Raw genomic sequence first — 20,994 nt, 5'->3', positions numbered from 1 at the left:
CGCCTCGCCGAGGGTGGCCCGCAGCCGGCCGGTGACCTGCCCGATCGGGGACCGGGCGCGCTCCGCCGGCCGGCGCGCGGCATGGTCCGGAGCGGTCATGGCTGCCCCTTCGGGGCCGGGCCGTCGGCGGCCCGGCGCGGATCCCGCGGCGCGCGCCGGTCCAGGGCGGCGACCAGGTCGCCGAGCTGGGTGCGGTTGGTGACGCCGAGCTGCGGGAAGAGCCGGTACAGGTGGGAGCCGACGGTGCGCGGGGAGAGGAACAGGCGCTCGCCGATCTCCCGGTTGGTCAGACCCCGCGCGGCGAGCCGGACGATCTGCTCCTGCTGGGCGCTCAGCCCGGCGAACCGGTCGCCCTCGGTGGGCGCGGTGGCGATGCGCAGATCGGTGTGGACCCGGGCGGTCCACGCCGCGGCGCGCAGGCGCTCGAACGTGTCCAGCGCGCCGACCAGCACGTCGCGGGCCCGGGCCGGCTGCTGGGCGCGGCGCAGCCGGTCGGCGAGCTCGACCGCGAGCACCGCCCGCTCGAACGGCCAGCGGTCCGCGCCCGGCGCGTCGAGCACCGCGGACAGCCGCCGCGCGCCGTGGGCCGGGTCCGGGACCAGCAGGGCGTCGGCCGCGGCGAGGCGCGACCGCGTGCGGGCGGTCAGCCACGATCCGCGGTACGCCTCCCGCAACCGCTCGTGGATCGCCCGCGCCTGCGCCGTACGACCGGCGTGCCCCGCCGCCACGATCAGATCCGGAAGCAGCAGCGGCTGCCACGGATGCGGGATCTCCACCGCCGCGCGCAGCCGCCGGTACGCCTCCCGGTGCTCCCCGGCTGCCGCCGCGGCGACCCCCCGGGCCCAGCCCAGGCGCAGCCGCAGCGCCGGTTCGGCCGGTTCGGCGAGCTCCGGCTCGGCACGGCCGCGACCGGCTCCGATCACCGCGAGCTGGACCTGGGCGCCGGCCCGAACCATGGTCGCCTCGGCCGTCACCGGCGAGGCCAGCAGCGGCACCAGCCACCGCTCGGCCTCCACCCAGCGGCCGGTGTCGATCAGCGCCCAGCAGGCGGCGCCGGGCGCGGTCAGGATCACGCTGGCCGCCGTCCCGCCGACCGCGGCCCGCACCCCCGGCGTGAGCAGCCGCAGCGCCTCTTCCGGCTCGTCGAGCAGCATCGCCGCGGCACCGGCCACCGCGGCCGGCCCGAGCTGCGCGGCCGTCACCGGATCGGGCACGTCCCGGATCGCCGCCCGGACCCGCTCGTCCGGCCGGACCAGCGCCAGCGCCAGCGGGTTGCCGCCGCCCGCGGCGAGCAGGGCGGCGCCCAGCGCCTCGTGCAGCGGGCCGGACCCGAGCAGGAAGGCCGGCAGCGCGGCGGTGTCGATCAGCGTCGCCGGCGGCGCGGCCGGGTCCGAGCCGGTGAGGGCACCGGTGAGCAGCGCCGCGGCGTCGGCCACCCGGCCGCGCATGGTCAGCACCCACGAGGCGAGCGCGTCCAGGCCGGCCCGCATGGCCGGGTCCGCGTCCGGGGTGAGCGCCGCCCGGGCCCGGGCGGCGATGTCGGCGGCCCAGCGGATCCGGCCGACCGCGGCCGCGCGGGCGGCGGCCTCCAGCAGCACCGGCGCCCGCCCGGCGGCCGGCAACCGGTCACCGGCCTGCTCCAGCAGGCCGATCGCGGTGACCGCGGCGGCGCCGTCGAGTGTCCGGGCGGCGGCGATCAGCTCGGCGGCCAGCTGCGGGTCGACGCCGTCGGCGGCCTCGGCCCGGTGCCACAGCGCGCGGCGCGGATCGGCGCTGGCCCGGGCCAGGATCCGGTGCGCCCGACGCCGGGCGTCGACGCCGGCCGTGTCGAACACGGCGAACTCCACCAGCGGATGCCGGAATCGGACCACCGCGTCGGTCACCGTGACCAGGCCGGCCTCCTCGGCGGGCTGCCAGGCGGCCAGGGTCACCGCCGGCTCGGCCCGGGCCAGCGCGGTGACGCTTCGCTCGCCGGCCGCGGCCAGGGTCAGCGCGTGCCGGGAGACCTCCGGCAGGTCCCGTACGCGACGGGCGAACATCTCCGCCACCCCGGCCTCCGCCGGCGTGCCGGGCCCGGCGCCGTATTCGTGCAGGGCCAGCGGATTGCCGGCGGCCCGGCGCAGCACCTCCAGCCGGGTCGCGCCGGCCGGCGCCCCGAGCCGGTCGAGCAGGCGTTCGGCCTCCCGGTCGGTCAGCGGCGGCACCGGGATCTGGCGTACCAGCTCGGCCAGCTCGACCGGCGCCCGCTCGGTGCGGGCGGCGAACAGCGCGACCACCGGCAGCTGCCGCCAGCTGAGCACCGAGGTCAGGGTGAGCAGCAGGTCCAGCGAGGGCGGATCGGTGCGGTCCACGTCGTCGACCGCCAGCACCAGCGTCCGGTCGCCGGCCAGCAGCGAGGCGGCCGCGCACACCGCCGCCCGCAGCGCCAGCAGGTCGGGACCGGCGCTCGCGCCGGTCAGGGCGGCATGCAGCGCGCGGTGCTGCCCGCCGGGCAGATCGTCCAGGCGGGCGCCGCCGAACAGGGCGCGCAGCACCGAGTACGCCTCCGCGCCGGACTCGCCGGTGGCCCGCAGCACCGGCAGACCCCGCTGGCGGGCGTGCTCGGCGAAGCGGTCGACCAGCGTGGTCTTCCCGATGCCGGCCGGGCCGACCAGCAGCGCCCCGGCGCCGTCGGACCGCTCCGGGCCCAGCAGCGCGACCAGCTCGGCCCACACCCCGGCCCGGCCGATCAGGCCGGGCGCGTCCAGGTCGAGATCCATCCGGTGGCTCCCCCAGGCGTGCCGTCGATCCCCGCCCAGTCTGCCCGGACCGCGGGCGCGGCCCAAGCCGCAGTGACCGGCATCGCCGGGGGCGCCGGGCCGCCCCGGGACGCCGCCGTCACCGGTAGGCGGCGTGCCCGGTCAGCGCCTGGCCGATGACCAGGGTGTGGATCTCCGAGGTCCCCTCGTAGGTGAGGACCGACTCCAGGTTGTTCGCGTGGCGCAGCGGGGAGTACTCCAGGGTGATGCCGCTGCCGCCGAGGACGGTGCGGCACGTGCGGGCGATCGACAGCGCTTTGCGGACGTTGTTCAGCTTGCCGACGCTGACCTGGTGCGGCTTGATCGTGCCGGCGTCCTTGAGCCGGCCCAGGTGCAGGGCGAGCAGCGCGGAGGTGTTCAGGTCCACCGCCATGTCCGCCAGCTTCTGCTGGGTGAGCTGGAACGCGGCGATCGGGCGGTCGAACTGGACGCGGGTGTTCGCGTAGTCGATCGCGGTGCGCAGGCAGTCGCGGCCGGCGCCGACCGCGCCGAAGATGATGCCGAAACGGGCCTCGTTCAGGCAGCTCAGCGGGGCGCCGAGGCTGTGCGCGCCGGGGAGCCGGGCGGAGTCGGGCAGGCGCACCCCGTCCAGGATCAGCTCACCGGTGATCGACGCGCGCAGGGACAGCTTCTGCTTGATGGTGCGGGTGGTGAACCCGGGGGTGCCCCGGGGGACCAGGAAGCCGCGGATGCCGTCCTCGGTCCGCGCCCAGACGGTGGCGACGTCGGCGATGCTGCCGTTGGTGATCCACATCTTGGTGCCGGTGAGGATCCAGTCGTCGCCGTCGCGGACCGCCCGGGTGCGCATGTTGGCCGGGTCGCTGCCGAAGTCCGGCTCGGTCAGCCCGAAGCAGCCGATCGCCTCGCCGGCCGCCATCCGGGGCAGCCACTGGAGTTTCTGCTCCTCCGAGCCGTACTTGAAGATCGAGAACATCGCCAGCGAGCCCTGCACCGACACGAAACTGCGCAGGCCGGAGTCGCCGGCCTCCAGCTCCAGGCAGGCCAGGCCGTAGGCGACGGCGCTGGTGCCGGCGCAGCCGTACCCGTCCAGGTGCATGCCGAGCACGCCGAGCTTGCCCAGTTCCGGGGCGAGCTCGCGGGGGAACGTGCCGGCCTCGAACCACTCCGCGACGTACGGCCGGACCCGGTCGGCCACGAACCGGGCCACCGTCTCCTGGATCTGCCGTTCCTCGTCGTTGAGCAGCCCGGCGATGTCGAGCAGTTCGAGCGGATCGGTCATCGTCATCCCAGGAGTCTGCGGCCTGCCGGGCCCGGCGCGGTAGCCCCGATCACTTCTCGGTCAGGTTGGTCAGCGGCGTGGGCCGCTGGATGTTCGACGGCGCGTTCCACTTCTGCAGGTCGGACGTGTTGCACACGGCTACCTTGACCTTGGCGGTGTGGTCGCCGTGCCAGTCCGGGCTGGCGACGGTGAGGTCGGTGGGGGTCAGGCAGAAACCCTTGTAGTCCATGATCCGGTAGCTGGTCCCGTAGTCACCGGTGTCGTGGTAGACGGTCCACTGGTACTCCGTCCTCAACTTGGCGGACGCGGTCGGGCAGGACTCCACGGTCACGTAGACGGTGCTGGCCGCGCTGCCCGGCGACCGCAGGCAGTAGTCCTTGTTCGGGACGTCCTTGACCGTGCTGTTCGGGTTGTTGACGACGATCGGCCCGGTGGCCGAGATGGCCGGCAGGACCGGGACCGGATGCGTCCACTGCTGGTTGAGCTCGACGTTGCCGGACGGGTCCTGCTTGCAGTACCAGGCGATCATGTACCTCTGGTTGACGTCCTTGTTCGTCACGTCCAGGCAGCGGCTGAACTGCTTGTAGTTGACCAGCTGGTTGGTGCTGTCACCGGCCATCCCGGCGCCCACCCCGGGGTCGGAGCGCCACACGGTGGTGCCGCCGTTCGCGGAGCAGCTGCCCAGGGCGATCGACGCGGGCGTGGCGACCCGGGTGATGCAGTAGCTGTCCTGGGCCGCGACCGTCGCGCCGGCCGAGGTGGTCTTCATGTAGGACGCGTGGAACATGCTGCTGCCGTCCAGGCCCCACTGGAACCGGTAGTCGCGGACCGTCGGGCAGGGCTGGAAGACGATGGTGGTGCCGTTCCGGTGCGGCGAGGGGCCCGAGGACAGGCACATGCCGGCCTGCGCCGTGGACGACTCCGAGTAGATCAGCTTGAGGTACAGGTCGGGCGTGTAGCCGAACTGCTGCCGGCTGCTGCCGTCGCAGGTCCTGACCCCGACCGCGGTGCCGGCCGCCGGGCTCTTCGCCGCCCCGGCGTCGAAGCACAGGTTGTAGTCGGCGACCTTGATCTGGCCGCCCGGGATGTTGGTGTTGCTGGTGGAGAAGACGTAGGTGGCGACCAGGGTGCGGGTGACCGACCCGCTGATGCCGGCCGACTCGACGATCGCCGTGGTGGGCACCTCGTTGACGGCGCATCCGGCCATCACGTCGCCGTCCCGGTCGCGGTAGGTCACCGACACCGAGTACGACGACTTCACGTTGCCGTCGGCGACGCCCACCACGCCGGTCATCTGACAGGGCGGCACGTCCTCCAGGAAACCGTTCAGGCTCTCGTCCGAGGCGGCCCGGACGCGCGCCATCATCACGTCCATGCCGGCCTGGGCGGCATCGAGCGCGGAGGCGCGCTGCGCGTAGTTCTGGCTGTTCATGATCTGGCGGACCACGATCGGCACCATCGTGGTGGACAGCGACAGCACGACGGTGACGACGAGCATCGCCATCGGCATCGACCCCCGGTCGTCGCCGGGGCGGAGCGAGAGCCTCATGCGGCCGGCCTTCCCTTGCTGCACTCGTTGAGCGCCGGAGTGTTGCGGCTGGTGTTCTGGGCGGTGAAGAGCACGTCCACGGGCAGGCTGGTGTTGCCGGCCCGGCCGGTGAACCGCAGCCGGATCTGGGCGTGCTCGGGTTCGTACTCGCTGCCGACACCGCTGGTGTCCGGGCTCGCCGAGGCGTACGGCTCGTCGCCGGGCGCGTAGACGGTGAACGGGGCGACGGTCCCGGTCTGCGCCAGGTCCGAGGCGAGCGGGATCGCGCTGCCCGGCGTGGTGCCGGGCAGCGTCCAGGCGGCCCGGGTGAGCGTGCCGTCCCGGAAGACGAGCTGCTGGCAGCCGGTGGCGGTGGCGTACTCCAGGTACCAGGCGGAGCCCACCTGGGCGGGGGTGGACACCCAGGTGGCGTAGCGCAGCTCCTTGTCCAGCCGGCGGAAGCTGTTGCCGACCTCGTCCCGGGCGATGCTCAGCGTCTCGGTGCGGTTGACGGTGGAGTACACCTCCAGGACCGCGCCGGTGACCAGCATCAGGATCATCGACATCAGCGACGTGGCGACGATCAGGTCGATCAGCGAGAAACCCTGATCGTCGGTGGCCGGCGCGGGCGGCGGGGTCTCCCGGTCGTCGCTCATGTGATCTTCCAGACGAAGGTGAGGATGCTGCTGCTCGGCGGGGTCAGGGTGGTGGCCGTCGCGGTGACGGTCCAGGTGCCGGCCGTGGTCGGCGTCCCGGAGATCACCCCGGTCAGCGCGTTGAGGCTCAGGCCCGGCGGCAGGCCGGTGACCGACAGCGACGGCGACAGGTTGAGCAGGGTCCCGTTCGTGGCCAGCGTCAGGGACCTCGCCGTGCCCCGGGCGGTCGTCTGATCCGGTGCGGTCAGCGACGGCGCGGTGAAGATCAGCGAGTCGGTGGTGGTCAGGATCATCACGAACTGCTGGCCGGCGGTGCCACCCGCGCCGTCGGTGACGGTGATCGTGGGCAGGAACCGGCCGGACGCGGTGGGCCGGCCCGAGACGACGCCGGTCCGGGCGTTGACCGAGAGGCCGGGCGGCAGGCCGGTGGCGCTGTAGGTGTAGCTCCCGTCGCCGCCGGAGCCGGCCGCGGTCAGGTCGATCCTCGCCTTCAGGTCGATCGTCCGGTCGGCCAGCGTGCCCAGGGTGAGCGCGGGGTGCACGGTGTGGGTGTAGGAGGCCGTGCCGGTGCGCCGGTTGACGTCGGTCACGGTGACCTTCACGGAGTAGACGCCGGCGGTGGTGGCGGCGCCGGTGATCGCCCCGGTGGTGGCGTTCAGGGTCAGCCCGTCCGGCAGCCCCTCCGCGGCGAAGGTGTACGGGGTCGCCCCGTTGGCGCCGGTGACGGCCAGGGTGACCGCCTCGCCGACGTGGCCGGCGGCGCTCGCCGGCACGGTCACGGTGGGCAGGCGCAGCACGGTGAACCTGACCGACCCGGTGTTGTTGCGGTTCGCGCGGTCGGTGACGGTGGCGGTGGTCGAGGTGACGCCGGCGACGGTCGGGGTTCCGGTGATCACGCCGGCCGGGGTCATCCCGAGACCGGCCGGGAGCGCGCCGACGGTCCAGGAGTTCGGCAGCTGGCCGCCGCGCGCCTGCATCTGGTACGTCACGGCCTCGTTGACGTACCAGGTCTGGTCGTTGTTCATCACCTGCGGGGCCGGACGGTTGAAGTCGAAGGTCGGCTCGGAGGCGTTCGACACCAGGGTGGTGGCGACGTAGTCGCAGGTGCCGCCGGAGCAGCTGTGGTCGGGCCAGGTCTCGAGCACCACGACGCGGAAGAACCGCAGGATCTGGGTGGTGTCGGCGGGCGCGCCCGAGCCCTTGGGGTAGACGCACTCACTGGTGCCGGTCAGGTAGACCTCGCACTTGCCGACGTAGATGTTCTGCGTGTAGGTGGTCCCCTCCACGGTGACCCGCTGCGCGTTCGTGGAGATCGGCGCGTCCACGCCCGCGGTGGCGGCGGCGTCGGTGATCATCGGGTCGCCGGCGACCTCCATGGCCGCCAGGAACGGCCGGACCACGGCGGGCGCCTCGTCGAACTGCCGCTGGGTGGCGGTCTTGCTGCGGCCGCTCAGCAGCGAGCTGCCCTTGAGGCCGCGCACCTGCTCCATGGCGGTGTCGGCCAGCTGCACCGCGGCCTGCTTGGTGCGCTGCTTGTTGACGCTCACCAGACTGCTCAGGAAGAACGGGCTGCTGGCAATCATGATGGTGCTCACGATCGCGACCGCGAGGACCATCTCGAAGACGCTGTAGCCCTCGTCGCCGGTCTCCGGCCGTGCTTCGCTCACCACCGCGTTCTCCCGCATGCTTGCCGTTCGTCGAGCCGGTCCGGCACGGCGAGACACCGTCGGCGGCGTCTCGATGTGACGTGCTGTAGATCGGCAGGCGGCCGGGCCCGTTTAGAGGTTCGGCCCCGGGGCGACGCCCGCGAACCGGTCAGGAGACGAGAAGCGAGGTTCGGCGCGGGGGCGACGCCCGCGAATCGGTCAGGAAACGAGAAGCACCGCGCTGCGCGCCGCCACTAGCCTTGCCGCCATGGATGAGACGCCGGTGCGGCACGCCGCCGACAGCCACGATCTGATCCGCGTGCACGGCGCGCGGGTGAACAACCTCAAGGACGTCAGCGTCGAGATTCCCAAGCGCCGGCTGACCGCCTTCACCGGCGTCTCCGGCTCCGGCAAGAGCTCGCTGGTCTTCGGCACCATCGCCGCCGAGTCGCAGCGGATGATCAACGAGACGTACAGCGCGTTCGTGCAGGGCTTCATGCCCGCCCTGGCCCGGCCCGAGGTGGACGTGCTGGAGGGCCTGACCACGGCGATCGTGGTGGACCAGGAGCGGATGGGCGCCGACCCGCGCTCCACGGTCGGCACCGCCACCGACGCCAACGCCATGCTGCGGATCCTGTTCAGCCGGCTCGCCCGGCCGCACATCGGCTCGCCGCAGGCGTACTCGTTCAACGTCGCCTCGATCTCCGGCGCCGGCGCGGTCACCCTCGACAAGGGCGGGGTCACCACCCGGGAACGGCGCAGTTTCCGCATCACCGGCGGCATGTGCCCGCGGTGCGAGGGCCGCGGCGCGGTCACCGACTTCGACCTGACCGCGCTGTACGACGAGCGGAAGTCGCTCAACGAGGGCGCGCTCACCATCCCCGGGTACAGCATGGACGGCTGGTACGGCCGGATCTTCCGGGGCAGCGGCTTCTTCGATCCGGACAAGCCGATCCGCGAGTACACCGAGCGGGAGCTGCACGACCTGCTGCACCGGGAGCCGGCCAAGATCAAGGTCGACGGCATCAACCTGACGTACGCCGGCCTGATCCCGTCGATCCAGAAGTCCTTCCTGGCCAAGGACCGGGAGGCGATGCAGCCGCACATCCGCGCCTTCGTCGACCGGGCCATCACGTTCACCACCTGCCCGGACTGCGACGGCACCCGGCTCAACGAGGGCGCCCGCTCGTCGAAGATCAAGGGCGTCAACATCGCCGACGTCTGCCGGATGCAGATCAGTGACCTGGCCGAGTGGGTGCGCGCCCTCGACGAGCCCTCGGTCGCCCCGCTGCTGGCGAAACTCCAGCACACCCTGGACTCGTTCATCGAGATCGGACTGGGCTACCTGTCCCTGGACCGCCCGGCGGGCACCCTCTCCGGCGGCGAGGCACAGCGCACCAAGATGATCCGGCACCTCGGCTCGTCGCTGACCGACGTCACCTACGTCTTCGACGAACCCACCATCGGGCTGCACCCGCACGACATCCAGCGGATGAACCAGCTGCTGCGGCAGCTGCGGGACAAGGGCAACACGGTGCTGGTGGTGGAACACAAGCCGGAGGCGATCGCGATCGCCGACCACGTCGTCGACCTCGGCCCGGGCGCCGGCGCGAACGGCGGCGAGATCGTCTACCAGGGCAGCCTGGCGGGGCTGCGGGCGAGCGGCACGCTGACCGGGCGGCACATGGACGACCGGGCGGCGCTCAAACCCGACGTACGCAAGCCGGCCGGCTTCCTCCCCGTGCGCGGCGCCGCCACCCACAATCTGCGCGACGTCGACGTGGACATTCCGCTCGGCGTGCTCGTCGTGGTCACCGGTGTGGCCGGGTCCGGCAAGAGCTCCCTGATCCACGGCTCGGTGGCCGGGCGTGACGGCGTGGTGGCGGTCGATCAGGGCGCGATCCGGGGATCGCGGCGCAGCAACCCGGCGACGTACACCGGCCTGCTGGAACCGATCCGCAAACAGTTCGCCAAGGCCAACGGGGTGAAGCCGGCGCTGTTCAGCGCCAACTCCGAGGGCGCCTGCCCGAACTGCAACGGCGCCGGGGTGATCTACACCGATCTCGCGATGATGGCCGGGGTGGCCACCACCTGCGAGGTGTGCGAGGGGCGGCGGTTCGACGCGTCCGTGCTGGAGTACCGGGTCGGTGGCCGGGACATCAGCGAGGTGCTGGCGATGCCGGTCACCGAGGCGGTGGAGTTCTTCGCCGCGGGGGAGGCCCGCAACCCGGCCGCGCACCGGATCCTTCAGCGGCTCGCCGACGTCGGCCTCGGCTACCTCACCCTGGGCCAGCCCCTGTCCACCCTCTCCGGCGGCGAACGGCAGCGGGTCAAGCTGGCCGTGCACATGGGCGAGGAGGGCGGCGTCTTCGTCCTCGACGAGCCGACCACCGGGCTGCACCTGGCCGATGTGGCGCAACTGCTCGGCCTGCTGGACCGGCTGGTCGACGCCGGGCGCTCGGTCATCGTCATCGAGCACCACCAGGCCGTGATGGCGCACGCCGACTGGATCATCGACCTGGGGCCGGGCGCCGGCCACGACGGCGGCCGTGTCGTGTTCGAGGGCACCCCGGCCGACCTGGTCGCCGACCGGTCGACGCTGACCGGGGAACATCTGGCCGCGTACGTCGGAGCCTGATCCGCGGCGCGGATCTTCCCCGCGGAGCGAACGCTCACCTGCCGGGCTCGGTCTGCCTGCCGGGCCCGGCCTGCCTGCCGGGCTCGGTCTGCCTGCCGGGCTCGGCCCGCCTGCCGGGCGCGGTCTGCCTGCCGGGTCCGGTCTGCCTGCCGGGTCCGGTCTGCCTGCCGGGCTCGCCTTTCTCGGCCGGTCGGCCTGTCCGGCGCGGCCGGGACGGTTTTGCAGCGCTGCATTGACATGGCCGTCCCTTTTCGGCAGGGTGGCCAGGCAGCCTCGACACCGGTCCACGACCGGTGGGAAAGCGCTGTCCGGACGGCCCGGGCGACCGGAGTGACGACCGCGTCTCACCGGCCGGTCGGATCTTGCGAGGGCGGCTAGTTGATCTCTAACGTCGTCCGGTCCGGGAAAAGTTCAGGAAACAATCCGGCCAGTGAACCTGGGGGCGCCGATGCGCGACGACGCGTTCCGCGCGTATTTCGAGCGGCACCATGCGTCGCTGTCGCGGCTGGCCTATCTCATGACCGGGGAGGCGGGCGTCGCCGACGACCTGGCCGCGGACGCGCTCACCGAGGTGTGGCGGCACTGGGACCGGGTGCAGGCGGCGGACGACCCGGCCGCGTACGGCCACGGCATCCTGATGAACCTGGCCCGCCAGTGGGTGCGCCGCCGCGGCCGGGAGCGCCTGCTCACCTTCGGCTTGTCCGGCCGTACGGCGGCCGGCGGTGACGTGCCCGCCGTCCTGGACGTCCGCAGCGCCCTGCGCAAGCTCCCGCACCGCCGGCGCGCCTGCGTAGTCTTGCGGTACGCGTTCGACCTGTCCGAGCGCGAGGTCGCCGCGACGCTGGGCATCTCCGTCGGGGCGGTGAAGAGCGCCACCTCTCGGGGCGCGAAACAGCTGGCCGACCTGCTGGGCGGGGCGGTCACCCGGATCGACGGCTGGGAGGCGGCCCGATGAGGCTCTCGGACGAGCAACTGCGGGCCGCCCTGCGCGCGGAGGCCGCCGCCCACCGGCCGGACCGCGAGGCCATGCTGGCCCGGATCACCGCAGGCGCGATGACCGGACCGGCCGCGGCGAGCCGGTCGGCGCGGCGGCGCGGCGGTCCCCGGCTGCGGCTGGCGGCCGTCGGCGCGCTGGTCGCGCTCTTCGGCGGCGGCGGGTTCGCGGCGCAGTGGGCGCTGGCCGGCGACCAGCGCGGCGACGAGACCGCCCCGGCACCCACCCCGACGATCTCCACGGTGGCGCCCAGCCCGTCCACCGCCGGGCCGTCCACCGCCCCCTCGGCCACCGGGTCGCGGCCCACGGCGCCGGCGACCACGAGGCCCGCCACGCGCACGCCCGGCACCACTGCGGCCACCGCCTCGGCCCCGACGACGGCCCCGGCCGTACCGGCGCCGGCCAAGGGCGCGCCCGGCAACACCCGGGTCGAGCAGGGGCCGCTGTGGTCCGACGGGTCGATCGACCCGGACAGCGGCGACACCCGGGGCGGCGGCGTGATCACGCTGAAGACCACCGAGAAGCTGACCGCGTTGACCGTGACCGTCCGGGTGGCGCGCACGCCCGGACTGACCTCGCGCGGCGGGACCAAGTCGGTGCCCGGCGCCAGCGTGAGCGTCGGCGTCACCGAGCGGGCCGATGCGCTGCTCTACACGTTCACGCTGGCCCCGGCGGACGAGATCGCGCCCGGGACGTACACGTTCACCGCGAAGTACGCCTATGACGCGGGTGGCCGGAACGCGGGCGGTGACACGTACGAAGCGGTGGCCACCACCGCCGGCGGCCGGAGCCTGGACGTCTACGGCAACTTCTATCCGAGCTAGGCCGCGCCGGGCCGGTGTGGTGCACCGGCGCGCCCGGGCCACGCCGGGCCGGTGCGGCGCCTCGGCGCGGCCGGGCCGGGCGATGGCTCAGCGATGCTTGAAGTACGCGAACAGGCGCTTCTCCCGGACCAGCGACCACCCCACCAGGGTCCCGGCCAGAACGCCGAAGAAGCCCGCGGCGCCGATCCGCACGACCTGGTCGAAGGTGAACGCCGAGTAGCCGGTGAGCTCCAGCCAGGTCCGGGTCAGGGCAAGGACGACCAGCAGCCCGGCCAGGCCCCACGCCACCGCTTCGGTCGTCAACATGGCGAGCTGATCGAACCGGCGCACGCCGGCATGGCGGTCCGAGGCCAGCGCCAGCCGGCGCGACCACACGCCCGCCAGGGCGAGCAGGGCGGTGGCCCCGAACGCGAGGTAGGGGGCGTGGCGGGTGGGGCGCTCGGCGAAGCGGGTGGCCCCGTCGAAACGCTCGCCGAGGGACGAGTTGAGTTGCCGTACGGTGACGTCGCCGTCCGGGTCGTAGGCCGCGACGATGCTGGTCGAGAGCAGGTGCAGGGAGGCGCGGTCGTAGGTGGACAGGCTGATCCAGCACTCGTCGAACAGCCCGTCGCCGGGCACCACTCCGAGGATCGAGTTGTCGAGCACCTGGTCGCGGCCGTCGTCGGCGTAGGTGAGCAGTCCGCCGATCCGCAGCGGCCCGCCCGAGCTGGCCAGATACTCGCCCGGCCGGATGTCGAGCGACTTCGCCAGGCTCTCCGGGACGGCGACGCCGTCGCGCGGGGCCGGATGCCGTCCGGTGGCGGGCGCGATGGCGTTCAGGAAGCCGGTGGTCACCTCCCGCAGGGTGACTCCCGAGACGGGCAACGCGGTCAGCCGGTTTCCCCGGGCCTCGCGCATGGCTCCGGCGGCTGTCACGTTCGGGGAGTTCCCGAGGCTCTCGCACCGGATCCCGTCGACGCCGGCCGGGGCGGAGAGCATGAAGGTCGAGGCGCCCGCCGCCCGGAAATTGTCGCCGTCGCGGATGATCCCGCTGATCGCCATCACCTCGGTGGCGCCGATCGTGGCGCAGAGGACGACGTAGACCGCGATCATGAGGGCCGGCCGGCCGGCGCCGGAGAGCAGGTTCCGGAAAGCCTCTGAAAGTATCGCCCGCGCCCTCATCGGTTCCCCATGTGAATGCTTCTGGTGCAGGCTTCGCCGACCCGGTCGTCGTGGGTCGCCACGAGGACCATCACGCCCCTGTCCCGGAGGCTGCCGAGCACCTGCACGACGGTGGCGGCGCTGACCGGGTCGAGCTGGGCGGTCGGCTCGTCGACGAGGAGCAGGTCCGGCGACGAGGTCAGGGCCCGGGCGAGCATCAGGCGCTGCGCCTCGCCGCCGGACAGCGACCGGAACGGGCTGTCGGTGAGCTCGCCGAGGCGGAACTCCGCGAGCACGCCCCGCGCGGTGCGCTCGGCCTCGGCGCGCCGCGCGCCTCGGGCCAGCAACGGCAGGACCACATGGTCGAGCACGGTACGGCGGGAGACCCCGTGCGGATTCTGGAAGACCCAGCCGACGCGACAGTCGCCGGCCCGGATCACCCGTCCCCGGGTGGGCGTCACCGAACCGGACAGGATGCTCAGCAGCGTGCTCTTGCCCGAGCCGGAGGGGCCGCGCAGCGCGACCATCTCGCCGGAGTCGATCGCGAAGCTGACGTCCTGGAAGATCACCACATCGCCGAAGCTGTGGCCGAGCTTCTCGGCTTCTAGTCGCATGTCTCGTCGGCTTCGACCGAGGTGACCACCGACACCGGCGCGGCCGTGATCCGGTCCCAGGTGACCAGGCTGCGGCCCATGGACGAGGTGACGATGGTGACGCCCAGCTTGTTGCCGTCGGTGAGAGTCAGGCAGGTGCCGCCACCCGGCGGGCTGACGACCGCGGTCGCCGGCACCGGAAGGGCCAGGATCTCCCGGGTCAACGCGAGGTCGGCGGTGATCGGCGTCTTGCCGCCGGAGTCCAGCCAGGAACGGAACGCCGCGGTCCGGGCCAGCCTGGCGACGTCGGCGGGCTCGGCTATCGCGCCCAGCCCTTTCAGGTTCACCTTCGCCTTTTCGAGGGTGAGCCGCCGCGCCCCGGCGACCAGGTCGTCGGGGACGGTCTTGACCCGGAACGATCGGACGGTCCGTTCCATGACGAACAGCTCCTGCCCGGCGTTGACCTGCTGGCCCAGGCCGGCGTTGCAGGACGCGATCCGGGTGGCGCCGGGCGCTAGCCAGATGACCGAGTCCCGCCGCAGCGTCGTCTGAGCGCGGTCCAGTCCGGCCTTCGCGTAGATCTCGCCGAGCGCTCTGCGGGTCTGCGTGTCGTAGCGCCGGGTCACCACGAGTTCCGGACGCAGTTTCCGGAGCGCCTTCTGCAGCGCGGTGACGTCGGCGCCGCTGACCCCGGGGCTCAGATCCCGCCAGAGGGGCACGCTCGTGGAGATCGCCAGGAGGTCCTTGCCGTCGACGGAGGCGAGCACCGACCCGGTCCGGACGGTGCGGCCCGGCGTGCACGTGAAGGTGGTCAGCGTGCCGGCACGCGGCGCTCTGCCGGCCACCGCGGGGCGCAGGTCGGGAACCAGCTCGATCCGACGCCGGTCGTCGACCCGGGTCGGGGTGGACCGGAGCACGGCGTCGTCGCCGCTCTCCGCGAGCGCGGCCGGCGTCGCGGACCGCTGGGTGAGGGCGAAGGCGCCGAGGGCCGCCGCGGCCGACAGGGTGACGCCCAGTACGCCCAGAGCGCCCCAGGACAACAGCGGCATCGTGCCGCGCCGCCGGTTTCCGTGCTTGCCCGAGTCGCTCATGCTTTCCCGTTCACGAAAGAGTGGAACCGATGTGTACGAACGGCCGCCGTAGCCGGCTGACGCTATCCCAGACTGGGGTTGGCCATGCAGGCCTGGAACTTCGCGCCGTCCGGATCGAAAGGCGCGCCGGAGAATCCCTGCTCCGCGGCTTTCTTGAACTGCTCGACCGTGTAGCCGTCCGGCACCACGCCATTCTTTCGCAGGCAGGCGAGCGTCAACTCGTCCATATCCTTCTTCTCCGGATTCATCAGCCGGTCCACATACAGCGGCTCGATCAGCCGGGTGGTCCCGGTGCCGCATTCCGTGCTGACCGCCTCCGACTCGTCCGACTTGACGGTCCGGTAGTTGTAGTAGCCGCCCACCGCGATCGGCTCGATCTCCACGCCACGGTCCTTGGCGCACTTGACATACCGCTGCACCGCCTCGTCGAACTCCGCCTTCGTGACGGCGCCGTCGGCGAGCACTTGGCGTTCAAAATCGGTCTTCGCCTGCTGCTGCGCCTGCCGGACCTCGGCGGCATAGGGGTCCTTGGAGGACACCTTCTCATCGGAGCCGCCGCACCCGGAAGTGGCGGCGAGGAGCGCGACCAGCGTGCCGCCGAAGAGGGTTATGGAACGGGCTTTCATGCGAGTCAACTCCCAGTAACCACATTGGGGCGCGCCTCGACCTGCACGGGATTCGCGCGTACGGACCGACGCGCGACCGGGCGAGCCGGGGAAGGATAGCAAGCCGTCTACCTGTACGGCGGAATTCCCGGCCCCCGATCCGCACACCCGGCCCGGTCGTCTTCGGTCGGCCGGTGTGGCGTGCGGTGAGCCGGGTACGAACCGGCGGCGTGGCCGCTTGTCCAGCCACGCCGCCGAAGGAGCCGGCCTATCTGCTTACAGCCAGTGCCAGGCGGAGACGGTCCCGTCCGTGGAGGTGGTCCGCCACGCGTTGCCGGCGTTGGTGCCGTTGCTGGCCGAGACGTACGAGTTGGTCGACCAGCCGCCGGTGTAGGTGTGGACGGTGCTGCTGGCGTACCGGTCGATCCGGGCCTGCGTGGTGACACCGCTGCAGCCGGTGCCGGTCTTCGACCGGGTCCACGTGGAGGCCCAGGTGGGGTTCATGATGCAGGTGGCGGCGGAGGCGGGCTGCACCGCCACGACCGCGGCCCCCATCAGTCCTGCCGTGACTGCCGTTCCGACGGCGAGCATCTTCTTGACCATGTGGACCTCCCGTGACTGGTGGTGCATGCGGGCAGCAACCAGGCCGTTGCCGCGAGTGAAAACTATGTATCACCATCGATAAGATCAATGTGACGAAGATCTCTCTCGTGGTGAGCGATTCTGGCCCCTGCGGGCCGCCATGTCCCGCGGTGTCCCTCCGGGCGGGGCCGTGAGCTGGCCGGATGGTGCCTCCGGTCGCGATGCGGGCGCGCGGCCACCGTGCGGGATCGAGGTACATAGATGTAACATTTCCGGCGACCCAGGTCGGGCCGGCCGAGCGCCACCGGACGTGGGGTGGCCGGGCTGTCCGATCTGGAATATCGTCCGACGATGGCTCGGGGGACAGCAGTCGCGGTGGTGGCCGCCGGGGTCGCGGCCGGCGCCGCGGGCTTCCGGGCGCTCGTCAAATCGCGTCGCTGGCATCTCTACGGTCGCGCCCTGCGCCGGGTGCCGGCCGGGCGCCGGGTGGCCGCCCTGACCCTGGACGACGGGCCGTATCCGGAGCACTGCCACGAGATCCTCGACGTGCTGCGCCGGCGGCGGGTACGGGCCACCTTCTTCCTGGTCGGCCGGGACGTCGAGGCGCACCCGGAACTCGTCGCCGCGATCCGGGCCGACGGTCACGAGCTGGCCAACCACAGCTACTCCCACCGCCGGATGCTGTTCATGCGAGCGGACACCATCGCCACGGAGATCCGGCGCACCGATGACGCGCTGCGCCGCGCCGGGCAGACCGGTCCGATCCTGTTCCGGCCGCCCAACTGCGCGAAGCTGCTGGGACTGCCGCGCCACCTGCACCGCACCGGCCGCCCCATGGTCACCTGGGATGTCGAGCCGGAGACCGCGCCGGGTCCCGCGGCGGACGCCGGCGTCATCGTCGCCCGGACCCTGGCCGGCGTACGGCCCGGATCGCTGATCCTGCTGCACCCGATGGACCAGGCCAACGCCGCCACCCGGGCCGCGCTGCCCGGCATCGTCGACGGCCTGCTGGAACAGGGCTTCGATCTGGTCACCGTCTCGGAGCTGATCGCTGAGGCGGGCCGGGCTCAGGCGCGCGGCTCGGCGTGACCGGCCCACAGCGACCGCATCACCGGGCTGCCGGCGAGCAGCTGCGCCAGGCTTCCCGACCCGGTCATGGCGCCCTGCTCGAGCAGGACGATCCGGTCCGCCGACTCCAGCAGCCGCCGGCGGTGGGACACCGCCACCACGGTCGCGCCGTCGCGCCGCAACTCGTCGAAGAGCTCCCCTTCGGTACGACCGTCGAGTGCGCTGGACCCGTCGTCGAGCACGACGATCGCGGGCCGGCGGACCAGCGCCCGGGCGATGGCGACCCGCTGCAACTGCCCACCGGACAGGCGCAGCCCGCCGGGCCCGATCGAGGTGCCCAGCCCCTGGGGCATCGTCTCCAGGTCGGCCTCCAGCCGGGCCAGCCGGACCACCCGTGCCAGGTCCGCCCCGGTGCCGCTCACGCCGAGCAGGATGTTGTCCCGCAGGGTGCCGGTGAACAGGCGGGGGACCTGCGGCACGTAAGCGCACCGCGGCGGCGCCAGGGCGTCCGGGGGGATCGCCCGGCCGTTCCAGAGGATCTCGCCCTCGACCGGGCCGACCAGCCCGAGAAGGGCGCGGAGCAGGGTCGTCTTGCCCGCGCCCACCCGTCCGGTGACGACGGTCAACGAACCGGGGGTCACGGTGAACGACACGCCCGTCACCTGGGGGCCGCCCTCGCCGGCCCGGTAGGACAGCGACCGTACGGTGAGTTCGCGCAGTTCCCCGGCCGGCGGCGGATCGGCGCCGGGCGGCGGGCCGGACGGCTGCTCGGCCGCCAGATCGACCCGCCGGCCGACCAGCCCGTCCGGGCTGCTGCGATACATCCGGTCCAGGGAGATGCCGAGGCGCTGGAGGCGGACCACCAGCATGCCCAGCGAGGCGAGCGCTTCGGTGAGCATCTGCAGGTAGTAGCCGAAGAGCGCGATGTCGCCCACGGTCAGCGTGCCGTCGCGCAGGCCCTGGGCCGCCACCAGCAGGACCAGCCCGGTGCCCAGCGGCGCGACGTTGGCGACGATGTTCTGCTGCAGGGACCCGTAGGTCTCCTCCACCACGGCCGCCTGGCGCCGGGCCTGGCCGAGGCGGAAGAGGTGGGCACGGACATGCTCCTCGGCGTGCGCCGCCTGGATGACGGCCACGCCGGCGACGGCGTCGCGGAGGCCGCCGCGCACCCGCGCGGTCGCCGCCACGCCGGCGTGCCGGTAGGTGCGGTACCGCCCGTGCAGCAACCGGACGACCACGGCCAGCAGCAGCAGGAGCAGCAGCACCGCCGAGCCCAGGACGACGTCGACGGTGATCAGGATGACGATGGCCGCCACCGCGAACAGCCACCGGGCGATGTTCGCGGGTGACCACGCGGCGAACGTGCTCACCTCCTCCACGTCGTTGCCCATGGTGGTGAGCACCTGACCGTCGTCGGCGTGGCCGGCCGGGGCGCGCAGCCGGGCGGTCAGCAGCTGGTCGCGGAGCAGCGCCTTGGTGCGGAAGACGATGCCGGGTTCCAGCCGGGAGATGACCGCGGTGAACTGGATGGTCTGGCGGGCCGCCTCGATCCCGCCGATGGCCGCGATCACGCTCCACGGATTGAGGCCGGCGCGGCCCTCGCCGGAGATGACGTCGAAGACGCGCTGCAGCAGCAGGCCGACCGCGAGCGTGCCGATCCGCAGCAGCGTCCACGCGCCGACCAGCGACAGGTAGGCGCGGTGCTGCCCGCGCAGGAGCCGGATGAACCGTCGCAGGGTGATCATGCCGGGGGCTGTCCTTGGGCGACCAGGCCGGCGAAGACCGAGTCCGCGTCGGCGAGCAGTCGCGCGGGCTCGCCGTACTCGACCGCCCGGCCGTTCTCCAGCACCAGGATCCGGTCGACGTGGTGCAACGCCGCCAGGCGGTGCGAGACGATGATCGCGGTCCGGCCCCGGGCGAACCGGTGCAGCGCTTCGCGCAGGGTCTGCTCGGTGTGCGGGTCGATCTGGGCGGACGGCTCGTCCAGCAGCACGACGGCCGGTTCGGTGAGGAAGGCGCGCGCGAGGTTGAGCATCTGGCCCTCGCCGACCGACAGGCCGTTGCGCCCGGCGTCGAGGTGCGAGTCGAGACCGTCGGGCAGGGACTCCAGCAGCGGGCCCAGCCCCGCCTCCCGCAGCGCCGCGACCAGGACGGCGTCGTCGTGCCCCGGGGCGAAGAGGGTGAGGTTGTCGCGCAGGGTTCCGGTGAACAGGGTGATGCCCTGCGGGACGTAGGCCACCGCCCGGCGCAGTGCCCGCCGGTCGAGCGCGTGCAGGTCCTGCCCGCCGATCCGGATCTGTCCCGCCGTCGGGGCGACGTGGTGGAAGGCCAGCTTGATCAGTGTCGACTTGCCGCTGCCGGTGCGCCCGACGACGCCGAGCGTCTTTCCCGGTGGCAGCCGGAACGAGACGTCGTCCAGAACCCGGGGGCCGTCGCCGTAGGCGAAGGTCACGTGCTCGAAGACGAGGTCGTAGGGGCCGGTCCCGGCCAGCTCGGCGCCACCGCGGTGGTCGGGCGGGTTCTCCAGCAGCGCGCGTACCCGGCGCAGGCTGACCACCGCGGCCTGCGCCTCCTGGATCCGGCTGGCGATCTGGGTGAGCGGGAAGCGGATCAGCGTGGCATAGCTGAGCGCGGCGAACACGGTCCCCACCGTCGCGGAACCGCGATGGTGCAACCAGATGCCGAGCGCGAGCGCGAGCAGGATGCTCACCACCGACAGGGCCTGCACGGTGGCCGGCCACCGGACCCCGGCGGCGGCCGCGGCCCGCCCGGTGCGGTACTCCAGCCGGGCCAGGTCCCACAGGGCGCGGCGCACGTGCGTGACGGCCCCGCCGGTACGCAGGTCCTCGGCGCCGGTGGTCCACTCGTCGACGGCGCCCAGGATGCGGGCCTCGGTCCGGCGCTGCGCCTCGATGTGCGGCAGCGCCCGCCCGGCCTGCCGTCGCAGCAGGGCCAGCATCGTCGCGGCGAACGGCAGGAAGAGGGCGCCGAACCGCCAGTCCAGATGGAACAGGGCCGCCACGATGCCGACCGCGAGAAGGGTCTGCGCGGCCAGGTCGAGCAGCAGGTTCGACATGATCGAGCCCAGCCGGGTGGTGTCGTTGTCGATCCGGTCGACCAGCTCGCCGGGCGCGGCGTCGTGGAAGAAGGACGCCCGCTGGTGCAGGATGTTGCGCACGATCCGGTCCCGCAGGGCGTTGGTGGACGTCCAGGCCAGCTTGGCGCTGACGTTGGTCAGCAGGGTGGCCGTGCCCAGCCCGGCCGCCACCAGGGCGAAGTAGACCGCCACCAGACGGCCCGCCGACTGCGGGACGTGGCCGGTCGCCGCGTCGATGAACCGGCGCAGGATCTCCGGGGTCAGCAACTGGCGTGCGACGTCGAGCGGCAGCAGGAGCGCCAACAGTGCTATTCGTCCGCGATTGATCCGGAAATGGTTGCGGAAGAATGGTAGCCAAGCATGGCTGTCCGCATTGTTTCCGAATGTCTCGTGGCCGTCCGGATTATCCATATGGCGTTTGCGAGCTCCTCGTATCCCCGTGGGCGCGTCAATGTGCCAGCTTGCGGAAATGCGTTGACAGCGAGCGGCGGCGT

Annotated in this window: 16 protein-coding genes; 4 read left to right on the top strand and 12 right to left on the bottom strand. The window is 72.8% G+C overall.

Annotated elements, in window-relative coordinates; translation table 11 throughout:
- Nucleotides 1-95: 95 nt before the first annotated feature.
- The 5 genes from ACTEI_RS29495 to ACTEI_RS29475 all read right to left on the bottom strand — a co-directional run bounded on the left by ACTEI_RS29495 (nt 96) and on the right by ACTEI_RS29475 (nt 7,889).
- Entirely contained in the window at nt 96-2,759 is a 2,664-nt protein-coding gene (locus ACTEI_RS29495; protein ID WP_122980636.1) for a helix-turn-helix transcriptional regulator, read from the bottom strand.
- A 118-nt stretch (nt 2,760-2,877) separates the two neighbouring features.
- Nucleotides 2,878-4,044, bottom strand: a complete 1,167-nt coding sequence (locus ACTEI_RS29490) for an acyl-CoA dehydrogenase family protein (RefSeq protein WP_122980635.1) — start codon at nt 4,042-4,044, stop codon at nt 2,878-2,880.
- Nucleotides 4,045-4,087: 43 nt separating this feature from the next.
- The gene (locus ACTEI_RS29485) at nt 4,088-5,587 is read right to left on the bottom strand and encodes a ricin-type beta-trefoil lectin domain protein (RefSeq protein WP_122980634.1); all 1,500 of its coding nucleotides are present in this window, start codon (nt 5,585-5,587) and stop codon (nt 4,088-4,090) included.
- Nucleotides 5,584-6,222, bottom strand: a complete 639-nt coding sequence (locus tag ACTEI_RS37500) for a PulJ/GspJ family protein (RefSeq protein WP_164466180.1) — start codon at nt 6,220-6,222, stop codon at nt 5,584-5,586. Before ACTEI_RS37500 ends, ACTEI_RS29485 begins: the two co-directional genes overlap by 4 nt.
- Nucleotides 6,219-7,889: an Ig domain-containing protein gene (locus ACTEI_RS29475; protein ID WP_164466178.1), complete on the bottom strand. Its 1,671-nt coding sequence runs from the start codon at nt 7,887-7,889 to the stop codon at nt 6,219-6,221. Before ACTEI_RS29475 ends, ACTEI_RS37500 begins: the two co-directional genes overlap by 4 nt.
- A 247-nt stretch (nt 7,890-8,136) precedes the next feature.
- Between ACTEI_RS29475 and ACTEI_RS29470 the strand changes: the two genes are divergently transcribed.
- The 3 genes from ACTEI_RS29470 (at nt 8,137) to ACTEI_RS29460 (ending at nt 12,324) form a co-directional block, all read left to right on the top strand.
- Entirely contained in the window at nt 8,137-10,506 is a 2,370-nt protein-coding gene (locus ACTEI_RS29470; RefSeq protein ID WP_122980632.1) for an ATP-binding cassette domain-containing protein, read from the top strand.
- 448 nt (nt 10,507-10,954) lie between these two features.
- Entirely contained in the window at nt 10,955-11,461 is a 507-nt protein-coding gene (locus tag ACTEI_RS29465; protein WP_122982484.1) for a SigE family RNA polymerase sigma factor, read from the top strand.
- Nucleotides 11,458-12,324: a hypothetical protein gene (locus ACTEI_RS29460; protein WP_122980631.1), complete on the top strand. Its 867-nt coding sequence runs from the start codon at nt 11,458-11,460 to the stop codon at nt 12,322-12,324. Before ACTEI_RS29465 ends, ACTEI_RS29460 begins: the two co-directional genes overlap by 4 nt.
- Before the next feature lie 87 nt (nt 12,325-12,411).
- On the opposite strand, the gene ACTEI_RS29455 is transcribed toward ACTEI_RS29460, so the two are convergent.
- The 5 genes from ACTEI_RS29455 to ACTEI_RS29435 form a co-directional block, all read right to left on the bottom strand.
- Nucleotides 12,412-13,485: a hypothetical protein gene (locus ACTEI_RS29455; protein WP_145830996.1), complete on the bottom strand. Its 1,074-nt coding sequence runs from the start codon at nt 13,483-13,485 to the stop codon at nt 12,412-12,414.
- The gene (locus tag ACTEI_RS29450; protein WP_122980629.1) at nt 13,482-14,078 is read right to left on the bottom strand and encodes an ATP-binding cassette domain-containing protein; all 597 of its coding nucleotides are present in this window, start codon (nt 14,076-14,078) and stop codon (nt 13,482-13,484) included. The genes ACTEI_RS29455 and ACTEI_RS29450 overlap by 4 nt, the downstream gene beginning before the upstream one ends.
- Nucleotides 14,069-15,148, bottom strand: coding sequence for an efflux RND transporter periplasmic adaptor subunit (locus ACTEI_RS29445; protein ID WP_122980628.1), 1,080 nt, complete (start codon nt 15,146-15,148; stop codon nt 14,069-14,071). The genes ACTEI_RS29450 and ACTEI_RS29445 overlap by 10 nt, the downstream gene beginning before the upstream one ends.
- Nucleotides 15,149-15,210: 62 nt before the next feature.
- Nucleotides 15,211-15,774, bottom strand: a complete 564-nt coding sequence (locus ACTEI_RS29440; RefSeq protein ID WP_122980627.1) for a hypothetical protein — start codon at nt 15,772-15,774, stop codon at nt 15,211-15,213.
- Between the two features lie 255 nt (nt 15,775-16,029).
- Nucleotides 16,030-16,356, bottom strand: a complete 327-nt coding sequence (locus ACTEI_RS29435) for a hypothetical protein (protein ID WP_145830995.1) — start codon at nt 16,354-16,356, stop codon at nt 16,030-16,032.
- Between the two features lie 330 nt (nt 16,357-16,686).
- Here ACTEI_RS29435 and ACTEI_RS29430 point away from each other — a divergent pair, with 330 nt between their 5' ends.
- On the top strand, nt 16,687-17,424 hold the full coding sequence (locus tag ACTEI_RS29430) for a polysaccharide deacetylase family protein (RefSeq protein ID WP_122980625.1): 738 nt from the start codon (nt 16,687-16,689) through the stop codon (nt 17,422-17,424).
- Here the strand turns inward: ACTEI_RS29430 and ACTEI_RS29425 are convergent.
- Together ACTEI_RS29425 and ACTEI_RS29420 are read right to left on the bottom strand one after the other, a co-directional pair.
- Complete coding sequence (locus ACTEI_RS29425; protein WP_122980624.1) at nt 17,403-19,148, bottom strand: ABC transporter ATP-binding protein; 1,746 nt, start codon at nt 19,146-19,148, stop codon at nt 17,403-17,405. The two genes, ACTEI_RS29430 and ACTEI_RS29425, sit on opposite strands and share 22 nt — an antisense overlap.
- Entirely contained in the window at nt 19,145-20,803 is a 1,659-nt protein-coding gene (locus ACTEI_RS29420) for an ABC transporter ATP-binding protein (protein WP_164466176.1), read from the bottom strand. Before ACTEI_RS29420 ends, ACTEI_RS29425 begins: the two co-directional genes overlap by 4 nt.
- Between the last annotated feature and the right edge of the window lie 191 nt (nt 20,804-20,994).

The sequence above is a fragment of the Actinoplanes teichomyceticus ATCC 31121 genome, from assembly GCF_003711105.1.
Lineage (GTDB): Bacteria > Actinomycetota > Actinomycetes > Mycobacteriales > Micromonosporaceae > Actinoplanes > Actinoplanes teichomyceticus.
This window is presented reverse-complemented; position numbering and strand designations above follow the sequence as displayed.

Bases quoted from the DNA above. Each gene is read 5' to 3' on its own strand.
- ACTEI_RS29430 (WP_122980625.1), top strand. From the start codon at position 16,687: ATGGCTCGGGGGACAGCAGTCGCGGTGGTGGCCGCCGGGGTCGCGGCC.
- ACTEI_RS37500 (WP_164466180.1), bottom strand. From the start codon at position 6,222: ATGAGCGACGACCGGGAGACCCCGCCGCCCGCGCCGGCCACCGACGAT.
- ACTEI_RS29460 (WP_122980631.1), top strand. From the start codon at position 11,458: ATGAGGCTCTCGGACGAGCAACTGCGGGCCGCCCTGCGCGCGGAGGCC.
- ACTEI_RS29440 (WP_122980627.1), bottom strand. From the start codon at position 15,774: ATGAAAGCCCGTTCCATAACCCTCTTCGGCGGCACGCTGGTCGCGCTC.
- ACTEI_RS29455 (WP_145830996.1), bottom strand. From the start codon at position 13,485: ATGAGGGCGCGGGCGATACTTTCAGAGGCTTTCCGGAACCTGCTCTCC.
- ACTEI_RS29470 (WP_122980632.1), top strand. From the start codon at position 8,137: ATGGATGAGACGCCGGTGCGGCACGCCGCCGACAGCCACGATCTGATC.
- ACTEI_RS29495 (WP_122980636.1), bottom strand. From the start codon at position 2,759: ATGGATCTCGACCTGGACGCGCCCGGCCTGATCGGCCGGGCCGGGGTG.
- ACTEI_RS29490 (WP_122980635.1), bottom strand. From the start codon at position 4,044: ATGACGATGACCGATCCGCTCGAACTGCTCGACATCGCCGGGCTGCTC.
- ACTEI_RS29485 (WP_122980634.1), bottom strand. From the start codon at position 5,587: ATGAGGCTCTCGCTCCGCCCCGGCGACGACCGGGGGTCGATGCCGATG.
- ACTEI_RS29445 (WP_122980628.1), bottom strand. From the start codon at position 15,148: ATGAGCGACTCGGGCAAGCACGGAAACCGGCGGCGCGGCACGATGCCG.
- ACTEI_RS29425 (WP_122980624.1), bottom strand. From the start codon at position 19,148: ATGATCACCCTGCGACGGTTCATCCGGCTCCTGCGCGGGCAGCACCGC.
- ACTEI_RS29465 (WP_122982484.1), top strand. From the start codon at position 10,955: ATGCGCGACGACGCGTTCCGCGCGTATTTCGAGCGGCACCATGCGTCG.
- ACTEI_RS29450 (WP_122980629.1), bottom strand. From the start codon at position 14,078: ATGCGACTAGAAGCCGAGAAGCTCGGCCACAGCTTCGGCGATGTGGTG.
- ACTEI_RS29435 (WP_145830995.1), bottom strand. From the start codon at position 16,356: ATGGTCAAGAAGATGCTCGCCGTCGGAACGGCAGTCACGGCAGGACTG.